The organism is Vibrio sp. QJM3NY_35 (assembly GCF_057785915.1).
In genome coordinates this window covers 2,620,885-2,638,419 of sequence record NZ_CM173507.1, presented here as the reverse complement: position 1 = coordinate 2,638,419, position 17,535 = coordinate 2,620,885, and the positions used below count along the sequence as shown (strand labels likewise).

15 protein-coding genes are annotated in these 17,535 nt (G+C 44.7%); 8 read left to right on the top strand and 7 right to left on the bottom strand.

All coding sequences use genetic code 11. From position 1 onward, the window contains the following. Positions 1-59 precede the first annotated feature (59 nt). From AC3CH3_RS11825 to queF, 3 genes are all read right to left on the bottom strand, one after another. Positions 60-1,625, bottom strand: a complete 1,566-nt coding sequence (locus AC3CH3_RS11825; RefSeq protein WP_488537210.1) for a sensor domain-containing diguanylate cyclase — start codon at positions 1,623-1,625, stop codon at positions 60-62. 118 nt (positions 1,626-1,743) lie between these two features. Further along, positions 1,744-4,002, bottom strand: a complete 2,259-nt coding sequence (locus tag AC3CH3_RS11820) for a tetratricopeptide repeat protein (RefSeq protein WP_019824941.1) — start codon at positions 4,000-4,002, stop codon at positions 1,744-1,746. A 58-nt stretch (positions 4,003-4,060) separates the two neighbouring features. After that, the gene (queF, locus tag AC3CH3_RS11815) at positions 4,061-4,906 is read right to left on the bottom strand and encodes an NADPH-dependent 7-cyano-7-deazaguanine reductase QueF (RefSeq protein ID WP_017060768.1); all 846 of its coding nucleotides are present in this window, start codon (positions 4,904-4,906) and stop codon (positions 4,061-4,063) included. Between the two features lie 131 nt (positions 4,907-5,037). Between queF and syd the strand changes: the two genes are divergently transcribed. The 3 genes from syd to AC3CH3_RS11800 all read left to right on the top strand — a co-directional run bounded on the left by syd (position 5,038) and on the right by AC3CH3_RS11800 (position 7,972). Beyond that, positions 5,038-5,583, top strand: coding sequence for a SecY-interacting protein (gene syd, locus AC3CH3_RS11810; protein ID WP_017089736.1), 546 nt, complete (start codon positions 5,038-5,040; stop codon positions 5,581-5,583). Positions 5,584-5,587: 4 nt separating this feature from the next. Next, positions 5,588-6,364: a Zn-ribbon-containing protein gene (locus AC3CH3_RS11805; RefSeq protein ID WP_017060766.1), complete on the top strand. Its 777-nt coding sequence runs from the start codon at positions 5,588-5,590 to the stop codon at positions 6,362-6,364. Between the two features lie 402 nt (positions 6,365-6,766). Beyond that, a complete protein-coding gene (locus tag AC3CH3_RS11800; protein ID WP_446562904.1) occupies positions 6,767-7,972 on the top strand; it encodes a carbohydrate porin in 1,206 nt (401 codons plus the stop codon). 91 nt (positions 7,973-8,063) lie between these two features. On the opposite strand, the gene AC3CH3_RS11795 is transcribed toward AC3CH3_RS11800, so the two are convergent. From AC3CH3_RS11795 to metN, 3 genes are all read right to left on the bottom strand, one after another. Next, complete coding sequence (locus AC3CH3_RS11795; protein WP_019824947.1) at positions 8,064-8,873, bottom strand: MetQ/NlpA family lipoprotein; 810 nt, start codon at positions 8,871-8,873, stop codon at positions 8,064-8,066. A gap of 81 nt (positions 8,874-8,954) precedes the next feature. After that, positions 8,955-9,638 (bottom strand): methionine ABC transporter permease, encoded by a 684-nt coding sequence (locus AC3CH3_RS11790; RefSeq protein ID WP_017060764.1) that lies wholly within the window; start codon positions 9,636-9,638, stop codon positions 8,955-8,957. Further along, positions 9,628-10,662, bottom strand: a complete 1,035-nt coding sequence (gene metN / locus AC3CH3_RS11785) for a methionine ABC transporter ATP-binding protein MetN (protein ID WP_017060763.1) — start codon at positions 10,660-10,662, stop codon at positions 9,628-9,630. Before metN ends, AC3CH3_RS11790 begins: the two co-directional genes overlap by 11 nt. A 207-nt stretch (positions 10,663-10,869) precedes the next feature. Between metN and gmhB the strand changes: the two genes are divergently transcribed. The 5 genes from gmhB to treC all read left to right on the top strand — a co-directional run bounded on the left by gmhB (position 10,870) and on the right by treC (position 16,399). Continuing rightward, positions 10,870-11,454 carry a D-glycero-beta-D-manno-heptose 1,7-bisphosphate 7-phosphatase gene (gene gmhB, locus AC3CH3_RS11780; protein ID WP_488537209.1) on the top strand — a complete coding sequence of 195 codons (585 nt, stop codon included), beginning with the start codon at positions 10,870-10,872 and terminating at the stop codon, positions 11,452-11,454. A gap of 116 nt (positions 11,455-11,570) precedes the next feature. Next, a complete protein-coding gene (locus AC3CH3_RS11775; RefSeq protein WP_176680313.1) occupies positions 11,571-11,906 on the top strand; it encodes an MliC family protein in 336 nt (111 codons plus the stop codon). 91 nt (positions 11,907-11,997) lie between these two features. Then, positions 11,998-12,942: a trehalose operon repressor TreR gene (gene treR, locus AC3CH3_RS11770; RefSeq protein WP_019824953.1), complete on the top strand. Its 945-nt coding sequence runs from the start codon at positions 11,998-12,000 to the stop codon at positions 12,940-12,942. A gap of 205 nt (positions 12,943-13,147) precedes the next feature. Beyond that, complete coding sequence (treB, locus tag AC3CH3_RS11765) at positions 13,148-14,572, top strand: PTS trehalose transporter subunit IIBC (RefSeq protein ID WP_488537208.1); 1,425 nt, start codon at positions 13,148-13,150, stop codon at positions 14,570-14,572. Between the two features lie 141 nt (positions 14,573-14,713). Beyond that, positions 14,714-16,399: an alpha,alpha-phosphotrehalase gene (gene treC, locus AC3CH3_RS11760; RefSeq protein ID WP_488537207.1), complete on the top strand. Its 1,686-nt coding sequence runs from the start codon at positions 14,714-14,716 to the stop codon at positions 16,397-16,399. Between the two features lie 144 nt (positions 16,400-16,543). Here treC and AC3CH3_RS11755 read toward each other — a convergent pair whose 3' ends face one another. Continuing rightward, a complete protein-coding gene (locus AC3CH3_RS11755) occupies positions 16,544-17,452 on the bottom strand; it encodes a hypothetical protein (RefSeq protein ID WP_019819872.1) in 909 nt (302 codons plus the stop codon). Positions 17,453-17,535 lie beyond the last annotated feature (83 nt).

The window sequence follows — 17,535 nt, the reverse complement described above, 5'->3', positions numbered from 1 at the left end:
AGGGAAATGGTATGTGATAAGTATTTGAAAAAATGAAATAAATTAAATCTAAGGTTGGCTTAGTGCCAAACAAGTTGGTTAGTACCGCGTTGCTTTGCTTTGTTTAGCGTCTTATTGAGTCTCTCTAATACTTCTTCTGGTGTATCTGACTCTTTAAACTGAGTGCTTGCCGCACACAAGGTAATCGTGATTTGTTGGTCACGGAACTTAAAGGGCAAACGACTTACTTGAGTTTGGATGTTTTGAATGACCTGGTGGCAATATTCATCAGTTTGCTCAGGCAGCAATAAGACAAATTCTTCACCTGAAAAACGAGCCACAGTATCAGTGGTACCTGCTTCTTTGGTGATGGTTCTTGCGATGATTTTGAGTGCTTTGTCGCCCGCGGTATAACCAAAGCTATCGTTAATCGCTTTGAAGTTGTCGATGTCGAGCAGCACTACTCTTAATGAGTGTTGCGCACGAATCCAGCGTCGATACTCAAGCTCTAAGCGATCAGTAAAGGCAGTACGATTGTAAACCTTAGTAAGAGGGTCAAGCAGCATTCGCTGAGCCTGATCTTCCAAACGCTTACGGTAATCTTGGGTCACTTCATAGAGTGAATCTAACTGAGTCTTTCCGTAACACATTCTCTCTATCAGAGCTTGTTCTTTTTGCTCTGCGTGGTTCAGCCTTTCCGAAAGAGAGGCGATTTCACTGAGTAGCGGATTAATCGAAAGCTTTAAACTATCAATATCTTTCGCTTTATCTACCGAGCTTTGGCTTCTAGTGACAAGTTCATTTAACTCAGAGTTCAGACCTTGGCGGTGCTCAAAGTAGCTCTGGCTCTGGTCGGCATTTTGGTCTGCCGTTTTGATGCTGGACGCTAGAGAAGAGTTAAGCTGGTCGATGAATTGTTCAGATTTTTTACGTTCTAGGTTAGTGCCTTCAATAACCAGTTTGAGGATCTGAAGTGTTAGCTCAAGTAGGTTTTGTGTAGAAACACCAAGCAGCAGCTTTGCTCGAATATCGGTAAGCAGATCACCCGATTCACCCTCGAAGTCGAGTTCAGTGATCAGATGTTGTAATTCGTTTGATAGGTCGGAAAGGAGCTCTTGTTCCGGAGAGTGCGCAGCGTCGGCAAAATGGGTGCGTGAGTTATTCGCCATAATCTTTATGGCACGCTCATAAATACCGAGAAGTTTCATGGCATGGTCGACTTTCTGACTGCCATTGCATTCGGAGAAGCTAAGTAAGTTTCGTAGGTCGCGTTTGAGCTGTGCTGGAAGGCCAGTTATGCGCTGCAGCGTTTCCCCACTGTGCTTAATGCTATCGTCCAGATATCCGTTCTGTTTATCCATAGCCAACGTTTTCTGCTTAAGCATCCTTTCTAATACTGCCAGCTTTGGGATCATCGAGCTAATGTCTTTTTGCTTTTCTAGCTCTTCCCTAAGGGCAATGAGGTTTTCATCTAAATGGCTGTTACTGCCAACACATGCATCACTTAAAGATGTGACGATACGCTTTAGAACTTTTTGTTCTCTAATAAATTTGAACGAGGTGTCTCTTTGCGTCAAACGGACTTGCTCCAACTGAAATTTCAGCTGGTGGAGTTGCGCCTGAATGTCTTTTTCAAGAATGCCCATAGATGTATTAATTAGCGCCGCGTAGACCGATCTCGATCATTTTGATGAAATTCCGTTACATCGATAATAACAAAACTAAAAATAAGGTCACGACTTGCAAGTCTTAACCGCTCGCAAATCAGTCATCTTTTAGCATTTTTTTGATGTTGTCCTCATTCTGGTACGACGATTGTATTTTTATTAACCCTTGATTAATCGCATGTTTACACGCTTCTCTTATGTTACCAGTTGCAAGGCTTGCTGCTGGTGCATTATCGATAGCTTTTAGATAGACCCATTGGCTACTGCGCTCTTTGAGACTGATCTCACGAGCTAGATTGGTCGACATCAACAATACGTCGAGCAGCTCTTGATCGTTAATTGCAGTGTAAGCGCGTGGCAAGAATGGGTAGTCAGCGATGCCCATACGGACCGTTCGGTTGATGTTTCGCTCTGTTTCGAAGTCATTCACCCAAGATTGAATCTTTCTGAACACGGCTTCCGGCGACAAATCACGGTCTGAGTTAGGTTCGATATAAAGCAGGTTCGCGTCCGAGAAATGGTAGACACGAGCAGGGCCTTCAAGCTTAGATTTTAGAAATTCACCGAAAGCGTCTTCGAGCTCTAGACCCGCTTTGTAACCGTTCTGCGTATACATATTTCGTAGAAACGGTAAATCAATCATCACGAAGCGTAAGCGGTCGTTGAGTGGTTCATGAATGAGCTCGCCAAGTTGCCATTGTTCGAAGGTTTGGCTGGTTTGTTCCAGCGAGTTAGAGAGCTTCGCATTGAGCATTCTTAAGTTCGGAAGCTTTGAACGTGAGTGCGTAAATAGGTCGGTGCGCAGTGAGTCCACTTCTTTGGCTAAGGTTTGAATGAGATAGCCACGGCGCAGAACAAAGAAGAACAAGACAATGCTGAACAGGAATAGGGCGAACGATATTTTTTGGAACTTACGATGCTCCAGTTTGTATTGCTCTAGCTCTTGCGCTTGGCCTGCGTAGTGCAGGGTTTGTTCGGCAAACTCTTTTTGTTGGCGGAATGCGTCTTCCCCAACACGGTTGAGTTTTTGCTGCTCTAAAGAGACAAGGCTGTTGTATTGCTTGAGATTTGCCAATGCTTGCTGTGGACGACCTGCCTGTTCATAACCCAAAGAGAGTAAATAGTATGAGCGTTGCGAAAGGCGCATGTTCTCTATCTGACGCGATATCTCAAGTGCACGTGTCGCATGCTTTATCACGTCTTCGCTTTCTTGCAGGTGATACGCCAACCCTGCCGATAGCAGCGCAGCTCGACCTTCCAGCTTTGGAATGTCGGTATATTCCAGCAACTCAAGGGCACGGGTTAGGTACTGTTCTGCTAGAGGGTAGTTATAAAGGCGTAAGTAGGTTGCCGATAGACTTAGCCTGATATCAATGACTTGGTGGATGTCTCGGTCAGTACTCTCGTGATCTAGAACATTGAAAAAGTGTACAAGGGCTAGGTTGTATTTACCTTGGAAGAAGTACACATCACCCATCTTTTTAAGCACTTGTGCTAATACTGGGGAGTTTTCAAAGTTGTCGTAAAAATCAGCGGCTTGAGATAGGTGTTCTAGTGCTTTATCGAGTACTTGTCGCTCAAAGAAAAGCTGCGCCAGTAAGCGGTTTACCTTAGCCAAACGAGAGCTTAAGTTGCCTTCTACCGACTTCCAATAGCCATACAACAACTCAGATAGCGCGTGGTTGTACTCTTTGTGGTTCAGGTAAAACTCACCAACCGAGATGTGGTAGTCAATGGTGACTTTTTCAGAGTAACGTTGGTCGAGATAGGTCTTCGCTTCTTGGTAGAACTTTTCCGCTTCATCGATCTTGTTATCATAAGAGGCGATATCGGCTTTCAGCATGATCAAACGATAGGTGATGCCTTCCGTTAAGCGTAAGGTTTTATTCACCGACTCTAGGTTTGTTTCAATATTGGCCAGTTCTGCCTTTGCTTTGGCTGACTTTCTGTCACTTAGCCAAAGTAAGCGTACTTTTAGGATTTCTAGATCCAGTTTTAGGTAATCAAGCTTATAGGTTTTCGCGAGCTCAGAGGCCTTGTCGATGTGTTGAATTGCAATGCGAATGTTGCCAAGGTTGTACTCGGCTTTCGCTAAGATTTTGTAGGCATCAATGCTGCTGTTTGGCGTTCGAATTGAAGAGTCTGTCTCTTCGCGAGAAATCGCCGAAGGGCTTTTCTCGCGTTGATCAGAAAGGACACGCAGCGTTAGGTAGCTGTTGGCCATTTGTTTTGCTTGGCTCGGCTCGATCTCAACCAAGTTATTGGCTTCATTGAGTAGCGCCGACGAATAAACTGACGCATTGACCGATGTGCTTAAGCTTAAAATAAATAGACTAACAACGTATAACCAACGCATTTCAATGTCCCTTTAAAGATTTGGTAGGTTCAAATAAGTGTGGGTGGTTCTCGCCTGATTATTGGCGAGCCATACGCTTATTGTGGCTTGGTCTATCTTGCTCTGTTGAACGGTATGGGTTGATATCCAGACCACCACGACGTGTGTAACGTGCGAATACAGTTAGCTTCGAAGGTGCACAGTATTTCATGATGTCAGTGAAGATACGCTCAACACATTGTTCGTGGAATTCATTGTGCTCACGGAAAGAAACTAAATAACGTAGCAGAGCTTCACGGTCAATTTGCTTACCAGAATATGCGATCTCAACGCTGCCCCAATCCGGTTGATTTGTGATCAAACAGTTCGACTTCAATAGGTGACTATGCAGTGTTTCTTCAACGTCTTGTTCGCCAGCAGCGCCTTCAAGCAATGATGCTTCAAAGTCGTAGCTAGTGATTTGGATGTCTTGGTTATCGATACAGTCACCTTCCATCGTCACGATAGGTTGGTTGGTGTAATCGGTTACAGAGTTTACATTCACAATCACCGTTTCGCCTGCACATGCCGACAAATCTTGGGTCAGGCGCTCAGTGACTTGATCCCAGTTTTCAAATTGAGTCTGGTTGTAGCTGTTCAGGTACAGCTTGAAAGATTTTGATTCAATTAAATTTGGGCTGGTTGCTGGGATGAAAACTTCACCGACAGCCACTTGTGGTAGGCCATTGGTGTTCAGCCACGAAAGCTCGTACATCGTCCAAATATCATGACCAACAAAAGGCAGCTCGCCGTTTAGCGCAAGATCATCGCGATTCAGGCTACGAGGCACTGGTTGCAATAAACTTGCATCGTATTGGTTAGAGTACTCAGTTTTTTGGCCAAGGGTTAAACCCGCTAGCTCTTTTGCGTCAGAATATTTGCTCATACTTTCGTTTCAAATTCGATTAGAATGGGGTCGATTTTACTGAATCCCCCTTACCCTGTCATTAAGTCATCGCTTAATCAGCGCGGAAAGGGCTCGGATTCTATTTATTATTTTGTGTTTAGGAGATTTTCATGACTCAACGTGCTCAAGACGCACTACTTTCTTTTAGTCAGCGATACGTTGACGCGTGGCAGCAGCAACACCAAAGCTTACCTCGTAATGAGGAGTTGGTGGACATCGTATCGCCATGCGTAGAAGAAAAGAGTGGCGATGCCGTGTTGTGGAAGCACTATCCACGTGAGCAATTCGCGGATTTCACCAACGTTGAAACCGGTATTGAGTTGACTCTGCATGAAGACATCAAGACTTTCTACGGCGCACAATTCAGCGCAGATATGAACGCAACTTTCGATGGTAACGAATTGACTCTGTTACAGATTTGGAGTGATGAAGACTTCGAATGCCTGCAAGAAAACATTTTAGGTCACCTAGTAACTCAGCGTCGTTTAAAGCTAAAACCAACGGTTTTCATTGCCGCGACCGATGCAGAGCTGGATGTTATCTCTATCTGTAACCTAACAGGTAACGTGATTTTGGAGCGCTTAGGCACCAAAAATCGTGATGTACTCGCCGAGACATTGGCAGAATTTTTAGAAAAGCTACAACCAGCGGTATAAATAGATGTACGTACTAGAACTTCAATTTGAGTGTTTTGATAACACAACGGTAAGCGCTGTCGACAAGGCTGTTAATGGCTTAATGGATGCACTTCGTTATAACGGACAAGTGTTAGGTCGTGAGTTCCCAATCGTGATGGGCGATGGTGAGTTCTATGTTCGCGTTGTGTGCCCGGAGCAAGACAGTTTGCACCCGCGTAATCATTCAGACTTTGTGAAAGTGTGTTTTGATCGCTTGTCTAACGCGAGCCTACTAGCGCCTAAAATGCGTTTGCTAGGTCGAGATCTGAACTCAGAAGAAGTGGCAGAAGATGAGACGCCAAGCTGGCAGGTGTTATACACGACATTCGTGCATACCTGTTCGCCGCTGCGCAGTGGCGATAGTTTGCTGCCAATCCCTTTGTATCGCAATCCACCTACCTTCAATGGCGACCATAAAGCCGTATTGAAATGGCAGACAGAATGGCAAGCCTGTGATGAAGTGCAAATGGGTGGGGGTTGTCGCGCTGAACATGCAACGCTAACCGAGATCAGTGACACTAAGAGTGTGCTGTTTAAACGCGGTTGGGGTCTAAGAGGGCGCATTGAATATCTGACTAAGGTTCCAACCTACTACTACTTATACCGTGTCGGTGGGATCAGCCTGAAAGATGAAAAAGAGCGCAAATGCCCGCAATGTGGTGGTGAATGGCTGCTTGATGCACCAATCCACGATATTTTCTATTTCAAGTGTGATGATTGCCGATTGGTGTCAAACATCTCTTGGGATCACCTGAAGTAGTCTTTTTGTGGTTATTTAAGCGTCATGCTTTAGATATCGGAGCGCTATTTAGTGCTCCGATATTTTTTTCTTTTTATATTAAATGTTTAGCACCTTGTATCATCCCCGATGCCGTGACTTCGTTACCTGTCTTAGCTCGATCTTTATTACTCTCTTATCGTTACCCTTTTCCCCTTTAAATACGTACAGAACGTGATATTCAGCTCTTTCTGTAGCGCCAATATATTCATTGAAATAATCCAACACCCATCAACTTTCAGTTACTTCAATAGTTAGCCTGATCACAATAATCAATCAGTTCTCTTTCAATTTATATTCTGCTTAATATAAATGGGATCGATCCCATGGGAATGTTCCCATTTTTAAATAATAACCTGATTCTAGATCTGAAAGGAATGGACGATGAAACTGTTACCTATTGCTGCTGCACTCTCTACTGCTTTACTTACCCCTAATTTATACGCTGATGAAACCACGCCATTGGAGTTCAATGGTTACATGCGCGGAGGCGTTGGCCTGAGTAATGAAGGCGGCTCAAACAGCAAGTGGGAGGTGAGTAAAGTTGGCCGACTCGGCAACGAAAATGACCTGTATGGTGAGTTTGGCTTTAAGAAAGAGGTGTATGCTGAGGACGACGTTTCATTTTTAGTTGATTCCATGTTGTCGTACTGGCAAGGCCAAGATGAGAATGCCGCGGATAAAAGCGTGGATGTGGTGCAATTGAATGTTCAGGCGGTGGGGCTTTTTGAAGATAAGGACATTGGGATTTGGGCGGGTGAGCGCTACTACCAACGTCATGATGTGCACATCGTTGATAATTACTACTGGGATGTAAGTGGTATTGGTGCCGGCGTTGAACACATCAACCTAGGCCCTGGTAAATTATCGGTGGCTTTGATTCAAGACACGGTGACTGGCGATGTGTTTGATGGCAAAGAAACGACGGCCATGATTGCTGATATACGTTATGCAGGCATTCCATTGTGGAACAATGCGGATCTTGAGGTCGGTATTGATATGAACTTCGCCAATGAAAAGCAAGGTCAAACGGTGGATGCGGATGACAGCGTAATGCTAACGGCGAGCTTGAATCAAAACCTATCAGGCGGTTTCAACAAAACCATTCTGCAGGTTGCTAACTCTGGTTATGCCGAGCAGATGACGACTTTTGGCACGGGTAAAGGCATTGTTCGAGATGCAAACAACAATGACGCCGATGGCTTCCGTTTGATTAACTGGGGCGTGCTTGCGATTGGCGAGAATATTGAGTTTGGCCACACTGTGCGTTATGCCGCGTCAACCGGTGTGGGTGCTAATAATAGCGATGATGACTCTTTCAGTGCCGTCATTCGTCCGCTTTATAAGTGGGACAAACGCATGCGTACCATTCTTGAAATTGGTGGTTTTGTAGAAACGATTGATAACAAAGATGGGGCAGGTGGTAAATTCACCATCGCTCAGGCTTGGGTTCCACAAGTGGGTTTCTGGTCTCGTCCTGAATTCCGTATCTTCGCTACTTATTTAAATGATGCTGAAAACGACAATGCCTTCGGTGAAGGTAAAAACAGTGAAATGAGCGTTGGTATGCAAGTGGAAGCTTGGTGGTAAGTCGACCTTCCTGGTAAATCCTAACCAATAAAAAGGGGCTGACGTTATGTCAGCCCCTTCGGGTATCTATACAGTGCTGCAGTCTAGTTGATTACCAACCTTTAACTACGCCACCTTGGAAGATATCAGAAGCTGCGTTGTACACTTCTTCAGTTTGGTAAGCTTTAACGAAGTTTTGTACGTTTTCAGCGTTTAGGTTGTCTTCACGAGAAACGATTAGGTTTACGTAAGGAGAATCTTTGTCTTCAACGAATACGCCATCTTTTTGTGGAGTCAGGTTGATAGAGCTTGCGTAAGTTGTGTTGATGATAGATAGAGCAACATCATCAAGAGAACGTGGCAGTTGAGCTGCGTCTAGTTCAACAATCGTTAGGTTCTTAGGGTTACCAACGATGTCACGAACTGTTGCTAGAAGACCAGCACCTTCACGAAGCTCAAGAAGACCTTGTTGCTCAAGAAGAAGTAGAGAGCGACCTAGGTTTGTTGGGTCGTTTGGTACAGCAATACGAGCACCGTCTTGGATTTCGTCTACCGATTTCACTTCTTTAGAGTAACCCGCAATAGGGTAAACAAACGTGTTACCAGCGATAGTTAGCTTGTAGCCACGGTCAGCCACTTGCTGATCTAGGTACGGTGCGTGTTGGAATGCGTTGATGTCGATAGAACCATCATCTAGAGCTGCGTTTGGTGTTACGTAGTCTGTGAAAGTTACTAGCTCAACATCTAGGCCGTATTTCTCTTTCGCTACTTTAGCTGCCACTTCAGCAACTTGAGCTTCAGCACCTGCCATTACGCCAACTTTTACTTTAGAAGTATCCACTTCTTTATCACCACAACCTGCTAGAACTAGCGCGGAAGCTGCTGCTGCGATAGTTAGTAAACCTTTAAGGCTAAATTTCATAATAATCTCCTTTTAATAAATCTATTTAATTTGGTTCAGACGACTCTTGTCTTAGATAGTTTGCGTTTTAACGCTGAGTCTTTATCTGTGGTCAACGCGGCGAACTAATGAATCACCGATTGATTGAATAATTTGTACTAGCACAATCAACATCACTACCGTTACAGCCATGATGGTCACATCGTAACGGTGGAATCCGTAACGAATCGCGACATCACCTAGACCACCACCGCCTACAGTACCTGCCATTGCCGAGTAGCTCACCAGCGTCACTAGCGTAATCGTTACTGAGTTGATAATAGTCGGTAGTGCTTCTGGAAGCAGAACCTTATTGATGATTTGTGTTGGTGTTGCGCCCATCGATTGAGCTGCTTCTACTAGACCTGTTGGTACTTCAAGTAGTGCACTTTCGATAAGTCGAGCTACGAATGGGATAGCGCCAATTGTCAGTGGAACAATCGCTGCTGTTGTACCGATGAAGGTACCAATCAGCATCTTAGTCAGTGGGATAATCGCAACCATCAACACTAAGAAAGGCACTGAACGACCGACGTTCACAATCGCACCTAGAATCTTGTTTACTTTGGTGTTCTCTAACAGGCCACCTTTTTTAGTCGTGTGTAGAATCACGCCTAGTGGAATACCGACAGCGAAGCCTACAATGCCAGCGACAGCAACCATGTAAAGCGTTTCGCCTGTTGCGCCTAATAGAAGGTTACCGTTAAGGCTGATCCAGTCAGCAATCTCGTTGAAACTAAAGGACATAACCAAGTACCTCTACTTTTACATTGTTGTCGCGTAGGAATTGGATAGCAGCATTATCATCTGCTTCATTACCGAACAGCTCAGCGACCATCATGCCGAACTTTACACCGCCGGCGTAATCAAGGTCAGAGCTTAAGATGCTGACATCGATATTGAATTTGCGGGCAATCTGAGTCATCAGTGGAGCATCGACCGTAGCACCAGTAAACTCGAGGCGTACCAGCGGGTAGCTACTGTTTACGCGAGTCTCTTGCAAGCGTGCTTGGTAATCTTCAGGAATCGTCAGATCCAAAGTTGAGCGAATAAACTGATGTGCTAGCTCTGTCTTAGGGTGAGCAAAGATGTCACCGACTGTGCCTTTCTCTACCAATTCACCGCCGCCAATGATCGCGACTTCATGACAAATGCTTTTAACTACATCCATCTCGTGCGTAATAAGCAGGATGGTGATGTTCAGCTTGCGGTTGATTTCACGCAGTAGCTCAAGAATCGATTGAGTGGTCGCAGGATCCAATGCGCTGGTCGCTTCGTCACATAGCAGTACTTTCGGATCAGAGGCCAGTGCACGAGCAATCGCCACACGTTGCTTTTGACCGCCACTGAGGTTTGCTGGGTAGGTGTCACGCTTATCGGCAAGGCCAACCAGTTCAAGTAACTCACTTACTTTCGCTTCAATAATCGCTTTATCTTTACCAGCAAGTTCTAGAGGCAGTGCTACATTGTTAAATACAGTACGAGAAGACAGCAGGTTGAAGTGCTGGAATATCATGCCGATGTTACGGCGCGCTTCGCTAAGTTCTGATTTGCTGAGTTTTGTTAGGTCGATACCGTCAACAATCACTTCACCAGAGGTCGGAGCTTCCAACATATTTACACAACGGATTAGGGTACTTTTGCCTGCACCTGAAGAGCCGATGACTCCAAAGATTTGACCTTGAGGAATGTGGAGGTTGATATCAATTAAGGCATTGATTTCTTTAGTGCCTTGATAAAAAACCTTGTTGACTTGATTCACTTTAATCATAGAGAAACCCGTGCAGGTAGAACAGAATAATATGTCGATAGCTCGCTCGATTTACAGACGATGCTATGGTGTTCTATGATCTAAGTCAATAGATATTTTTACGTCTAGACGGCTAAACGTCGATTGTATGGCTAAGCTGGAAACAAATCGTTAACGAACGCAAAACTAAATAGATAGTGATGAAGCAAATAAAGCGTGTAATAATTAATGATTAATAGAGAGTTGATAGAGAAAAAAATTTTGTCTAAACCTGCTGTTTTTTTAGATCGTGATGGTGTGATTAACGTTGATCACGGCTACGTACATGATGAGCATGACTTTGAATACATCGACGGTGTGTTTGAAGCGGCGAAAGCGTTTAAAGATATGGGCTATTTATTGGTGCTAGTGACTAACCAGTCAGGCATTGCTCGTGGCATGTTTAGCGAAGACCGTTTTCTTTCTTTAACGCAGTGGATGGATTGGAACTTTGTTGATAATGGTGTCGAGCTCGATGGCATTTATTACTGTCCTCACCACGCTGAGCACGGCATTGGTGACTACAAGCAAGATTGTGAATGTCGTAAGCCAAAGCCAGGCATGTTCATTTCTGCTCGTGACTTTCTGAAGATTGATATGGCTAACTCTGTGATGATTGGCGATAAAGCTGAAGACATGATGGCAGCAGAAGCCGCAGGTGTTGGCACTAAAGTATTGGTAAGAACCGGTAAGCCAATCACTGAAAAGGGTGAAGCGCTAGCTAGTGTGGTACTTGATAGCATTAAAGATGTACCTGCTTTCTTAAAAGGCTAAGCGTTTATTTGTCACTAAGGTATTTACCTATCACTAGGCACTTACTTATCAATAAGGTTTTCCTAACCTGAGACTAAACTAAGTGTCATTGACTATATAAAGATGAGGAACGAAGTATGAAAGCTATGTTGGTAGCATCTCTATGTACGGTAGCATTGGTCGGGTGCTCTAAATCAGCAGCCCCTGATAGTGCAGCATCGGATAATCAATTCGTGACTTATCAATGTGAGTCTGACGTCTCGTTTGATGTGGCTTACCTTAGTAATGAAAAAGCAGTATTACGTTTACCTGATAACGAGTACCAATTGACTCAAGTACCGGCAGGTTCAGGAACCAAATACATCCTAGATGATGGCACTTCAGAGATGATTAACAGCATCACTTTGCGTACTAAAGGTGACGACGCACGCCTCGAACTTGGCCGTGTGGTCTATCGTAATTGCCAAAAGTAAGTCATAGTAAGAACTGCTATAATTTACAAACAGTTAAGTGAGGGAACCTACCCTCACTTTTTCTTCCCTTCCCTTTAACGTTAGACTTTTTATGAGCAAAAAACTTACTATTCTCGATATTGCTAAGCTGTCCGGTGTTGGTAAGTCAACCGTATCTCGCGTTCTGACCAATGATCCTAAAGTGAAACCTGAAACCCGTGAAAGGGTGGAAAGAGTAATTCAAGAGTCTGGGTACACGCCTTCAAAGTCTGCGCAATCGATGCGAGGTGGCAGCCAAAAAGTCATCGGCGTGATCATTTCTCGTTTAGACTCTCCCTCTGAAAACAAAGCCGTTAGCACCATGCTAGCTGAATTGTATCGAGCGGATTACGATGTGGTGATCATGGAAAGCCAACTCGACAGAGACAAAGCCAACGAGCACCTTCAGGTTCTTAAGCGTCGTAATGTGGATGGCATCATTGTGTTTGGCTTTACGGATTGTGATATTCCCGCAATCGAAGCGTGGGAGCACAAGGCCGTGGTTATTGCTCTGGATACCGAGAACGTAACGTCGATTAACTACGATAACCAACAGGTGATCAATAGTGCGTTAGCGCATCTGTCGGATCAAGGGATCTCAGATGTCGGCTTTATTGGTGTTGATCCTAGCGATAAATCAACCGGTGAGCTGCGTCTTAAGGCTTATCTCGATTGGTGCGAAAGCACTGGAGTGATTGCGAACTATCGTACTGGTCAGCTTCATCATGAAAGCGCTTATCAGCTGGTGGATGAGGTACTGACTCCTACAACTCAAGCACTTGTTTGTGCCAGTGACACATTGGCTCTTGGCGTGATCAAGCGTCTTCAAGAACTACAACGTGAAGATGTGGTCGTAACAGGCGTTGGTGGTAATGATCTTCTCTCTTTCTTGTTCCCTCGCGTCTTTAGCATTGACCCTGGCTACCAATCTGCAGGTAAGCTAGCGGCTAATCTATTGATCTCTCAGCTTTTAGGCAATTCAGAGATCTCTCATCACACCCAATCTCCAATTCTATAATCCACCCAATTAAGCGAAATCGAACCGCTTAGATTAAAATTAGAGTGTGATCTCTTTCAATTAATGGGACTGTTCCCATTTTAATTTATCATTCATGAGGGCATTATAATAACCGTAATTGGGAATGTTCCCATAAATCTAAGTCTTGAGTGGTTATCGCTGCATGGTTTAGATGAGTAATTGAATGAAACCAGGGTGGGGTAGTATGAGTAAGATAGCGAAGCAAGACGTTGCGCGTCTTATCGAGTTAGTCGGTGGCAAAGAAAATATTGCGAGTGTCAGCCATTGTCTGACTCGACTGCGTTTTGTATTGAACGATACAGAGCAAGCGAACAAAGCAGAACTAGAAAAGCTGAAACTGGTAAAAGGCTGCTTTACGAACGCAGGTCAATTCCAAGTCGTGATTGGCACAGAGGTTGATGAAGTGTACGCACTTCTGATTGAGCAAACGGGTAACGAGGCGTTATCAAAAGATGAGTCTAAGCTTGCTGCTCGTCAGAACATGAACTTCCTTGAACGTGGTATTTCCCATTTAGCCGAAATTTTCGTACCACTGCTGCCTGCCATCATAACTGGTGGTTTGATTCTTGGTTTCCGTAATGTGATTGGCGACATTCGCATGTTCGACGGCAAAACCCTCGTTGAAATCAGCCAATTCTGGGCAACCGTTCACTCTTTCTTATGGCTGATTGGCGAAGCGATTTTCTTCTTCTTACCGGTTGGTGTGTGTTGGGCGACGGTTAAGAAGCTTGGCGGAACCCCTATTTTGGGTATCACGCTCGGTGTGACCTTGGTTTCTCCGCAATTGATGAACGCTTACATGATAGGTAAATCGGTACCTGAAGTGTGGGACTTTGGTTTGTTCGTGATTGAGAAGGTTGGTTATCAGGCACAGGTGATCCCTGCGATGCTAGCGGGTGTGGCTCTGGCGTTCATTGAGACTAACCTTAAGCGTATTGTTCCTTCTTATCTGTACCTTGTTGTAGTGCCATTTGTCTCGATTATTTTGTCTGTGATTCTAGCGCACGCTTTCATTGGCCCATTTGGCCGTATGTTAGGCGATGGCGTGGCATTCGCGGCTAAAGCAGCAATGACGGGTGATTTTGCGATTCTTGGTTCAGTAGTATTTGGCTTCCTATACGCACCTTTGGTTATTACAGGTATTCACCACACAACCAACGCAGTAGACCTACAACTGATGCAAGACTTAGGCGGCACGCCAATCTGGCCTTTGATTGCGCTATCAAATATCGCACAAGCTTCAGCGGTTGTCGGCATCATCATCTTAAGCAAACGCGAAGGTGAACGAGATATCTCGGTTCCAGCTGCAATCTCTGCCTATTTAGGTGTGACGGAGCCAGCGATGTACGGCATTAACCTTAAATACAAATTCCCAATGCTGAGCGCAATGATCGGCAGTGCCGCAGCGGCTGCAATCTGTGGTAGTGCAGGTGTGATGGCGAATGGTATCGGTGTTGGTGGCTTGCCGGGCATCTTATCGATTCAACCGCAATATTGGTCTGTTTACTTAATCGCGATGCTGGTGGCGATTGTACTACCCGTCACGTTAACACTGTTCTTCTATAAACGAGCACAGATGAAAGGCGAGCTAGAAACCGCCAACGCGTAATGCATTAAATAAGCGATGACTCAAAAGTGAGCCATCGCTTTTTCTCTTAGTTATAGCTTTTTCTTTTAGTTATAACGGCTATTCGACCATGATTCACATGGTGATTTTTATTTTATATTTTCTGGTAAGTGAGTGTTAGAGATGGCGATGACTGAGCATGATGAAAGTTGGTGGAAAACCGCAACCATCTATCAAATCTACCCAAAGAGCTTTTGTGATAGTGGCAGTAAAGGTACTGGCGATATCAAAGGGATCATTTCAAAACTGGATTATCTTAAACACTTGAGTGTGGATGCAATTTGGTTAACCCCAGTTTACGCATCCCCAATGATCGATAACGGCTACGATATTTCAGATTACTACGCGATTAACCCGCAATTCGGCACCATGGAAGACTTCGATCTATTGCTGGCTGAAGCGCACCAACGTGGTATCCGTATCGTGATGGATATCGTGGTAAACCACACCTCAACAGAACATGCATGGTTTCAGTCGGCATTGGGTGACAAAAACAGCCCATACCGCGACTACTACATATGGAAAGATCCTGTAAACGGCCAAGCACCAACCAACTGGCAGTCTAAGTTCGGTGGTAATGCATGGGAGATGGATGAGGCGACGGGTCAGTATTTCCTACACCTATTCGCGAAAGAGCAGGCCGACCTTAACTGGGAGAACCCGGTTGTACGCGAAGAAGTGAAAGATGTCATCAGCTTCTGGGCTGAGAAGGGCGTTGATGGCTTCCGCTTGGATGTGATCAACCTAATTTCGAAACAGCAAGACTTTCCCAATGATGATATCGGTGATGGTCGTCGTTTTTACACTGATGGCCCACGAGTGCACGAATACCTGAAAGAGATCAGCGAAGCGGTATTCCAGAAATACGGCAGCGTGACAGTAGGCGAGATGTCTTCAACGACACTCGAGCATTGCCAGCAATACTCAAACATTGATAACAGCGAACTATCGATGGTGTTTAACTTCCACCACCTTAAAGTCGATTACACCAATGGTGAGAAGTGGACTAATGCACCATTTGATTTCTTACAGCTCAAGTCGGTCTTCAATCATTGGCAAACAGGCTTGAACGGCAAGGGTTGGGGCGCACTATTTTGGTGTAACCACGACCAACCGCGAGTGGTGAGCCGTTTAGGTGATGATCAGCAGTATCGTGTTGAGTCGGCCAAGATGCTGGCTGCGTCTGTACATATGATGCAAGGCACGCCTTATATTTATCAAGGCGAAGAGATTGGCATGACTAACCCAGGTTACACCGAGATCAGTCAATATCGTGATGTCGAGAGCACCAACATGTATGACATCATGGTTAACCGTGATGGTGTGGCGCATCAAGATATGATGGCGATTTTAGCGCAGAAGTCTCGCGATAACTCTCGTACACCAATGCAATGGAACAGTGAGCCTTACGCAGGATTCTCACAAGCTCAGCCATGGCTTGATGTAGCGAATAATTACTCTGAGATTAACGCTGAGCAAGCACTTGAAGACAAAGACTCTGTTTTCTATTTCTATAAGAGCTTGATTGAGTTACGCAAACAAGTACCAGTGATTACGGATGGCAGTTATCAAGATCTACTGCCTGAACACTCATCCATTTTTGCGTATGTACGTGAGCACGAAGGGCAAACTTTGTTGTGTATTAACAACTATTATGGTGAAGAGGCAGAATGCGTTTTACCGGAACGTTTTGATATGACTAAGGCGAAGAGTCTGTTGTCTAACTATCAAGTGAGCGAGAGTTTAGTGGCGTCTCATCATCAAGTTTTGCGTCCTTACGAGACTCGTATTCTCTTGATTGAAGGTTAACCTTGTTTCATTTTAAGAAGCCTGATTCTTATTCCCCTTAAAGGGTTGGGCTTTTACAAAGGCTTTGGAGAGCTCCCCAAAGCCTTTTTTATTGTTTTTAGCTAGTCAGCAGTTACGCTCAGGTTCAGTGAATCTAAGTCAGGGCTAGCTAATCGAAGTCAGTGACGCTGCTGATTCTTCGATCGTAGATTGTTCTACAGACATCAATTCAATCTGTTCAATTAAGCCGATGCTAGGGTTGAACCAGCGCTCTGATGATGTGCCAAATTCTGCCGAATCCATACCTACACAGCCAATGTAGTAAGTGTTTTTCTCCGTAAGATTCGCAGCTTCGACCGATTTACCCGAAACAGTGAAGCTTTTACGAACACCAGTCTCATTAATTTCTTGCTGCCAAGTGACTTGGCATGAGGCGGTAGATGGTAAGTTTTCAACCCACTTGTGATCCTCAAAGTCACTCAACATATTCGCGACAGCTTCGGCATCTAACGTCATTTGCAATGAAACGGTCTCCTTACTGATATCAATGATTGGGTTACTCTCTTTTACGTCAGCACCTTTTAAACGGAAAAGAGGGCTGCTGTGCATAACGGTTGTGATGTATTGGCTGCCAATAAAGTAGGCATTGGTGATTTCGTGCAGACCGCGGTCAGGGCCTGCAAAATAAATGCTGCCGTCTTCTTCTGTACCTTCAACATTCGTCATTATGTCTTCAGAAACATAAAATTCGGTGATGCCGTAGTTGATTAGGTCATTGATAACTTGAACTACTGCTTCATTGCCAGTCTCCTCTTCTAGCCCTGCAATGATGAGTTCACCGCTTAAAGGAGCGAAGTTCATTGTCATCACGCCTTCAGTCTGACCATCTTTGGTAAATGAGTAGCTCAATGTTGTTTCTGGTTTAGGGGAAAATACAGAGCTCGCAATTGGGTAATCCGCCTGATTGCTTGGACCTTTATTACCATCTGTTGAACCAGAAGAAGAGCCACCTCCGCCGCCACAGCCATAAAGAGCAAAGAGAGAAGTCGCAAGCAGCGTCATGGATTTTTTCATGTTGAGCATTCCTAATATAGTTGGCCGAGAGCGGCCTGATGTTTTTAGGAATGCTATTGGTGAGAGAGTTAATAGGGCAAAAA

Excerpts from the sequence above, each read along its gene's own strand:
- syd (WP_017089736.1), top strand. The coding sequence starts at position 5,038 with ATGACTCAACGTGCTCAAGACGCACTACTTTCTTTTAGTCAGCGATAC.
- AC3CH3_RS11825 (WP_488537210.1), bottom strand. The coding sequence starts at position 1,625 with ATGGGCATTCTTGAAAAAGACATTCAGGCGCAACTCCACCAGCTGAAA.
- treB (WP_488537208.1), top strand. The coding sequence starts at position 13,148 with ATGAGTAAGATAGCGAAGCAAGACGTTGCGCGTCTTATCGAGTTAGTC.
- AC3CH3_RS11755 (WP_019819872.1), bottom strand. The coding sequence starts at position 17,452 with ATGAAAAAATCCATGACGCTGCTTGCGACTTCTCTCTTTGCTCTTTAT.
- treR (WP_019824953.1), top strand. The coding sequence starts at position 11,998 with ATGAGCAAAAAACTTACTATTCTCGATATTGCTAAGCTGTCCGGTGTT.
- AC3CH3_RS11775 (WP_176680313.1), top strand. The coding sequence starts at position 11,571 with ATGAAAGCTATGTTGGTAGCATCTCTATGTACGGTAGCATTGGTCGGG.
- queF (WP_017060768.1), bottom strand. The coding sequence starts at position 4,906 with ATGAGCAAATATTCTGACGCAAAAGAGCTAGCGGGTTTAACCCTTGGC.
- AC3CH3_RS11795 (WP_019824947.1), bottom strand. The coding sequence starts at position 8,873 with ATGAAATTTAGCCTTAAAGGTTTACTAACTATCGCAGCAGCAGCTTCC.
- AC3CH3_RS11800 (WP_446562904.1), top strand. The coding sequence starts at position 6,767 with ATGAAACTGTTACCTATTGCTGCTGCACTCTCTACTGCTTTACTTACC.
- AC3CH3_RS11805 (WP_017060766.1), top strand. The coding sequence starts at position 5,588 with ATGTACGTACTAGAACTTCAATTTGAGTGTTTTGATAACACAACGGTA.
- AC3CH3_RS11820 (WP_019824941.1), bottom strand. The coding sequence starts at position 4,002 with ATGCGTTGGTTATACGTTGTTAGTCTATTTATTTTAAGCTTAAGCACA.
- gmhB (WP_488537209.1), top strand. The coding sequence starts at position 10,870 with ATGATTAATAGAGAGTTGATAGAGAAAAAAATTTTGTCTAAACCTGCT.
- metN (WP_017060763.1), bottom strand. The coding sequence starts at position 10,662 with ATGATTAAAGTGAATCAAGTCAACAAGGTTTTTTATCAAGGCACTAAA.
- treC (WP_488537207.1), top strand. The coding sequence starts at position 14,714 with ATGGCGATGACTGAGCATGATGAAAGTTGGTGGAAAACCGCAACCATC.
- AC3CH3_RS11790 (WP_017060764.1), bottom strand. The coding sequence starts at position 9,638 with ATGTCCTTTAGTTTCAACGAGATTGCTGACTGGATCAGCCTTAACGGT.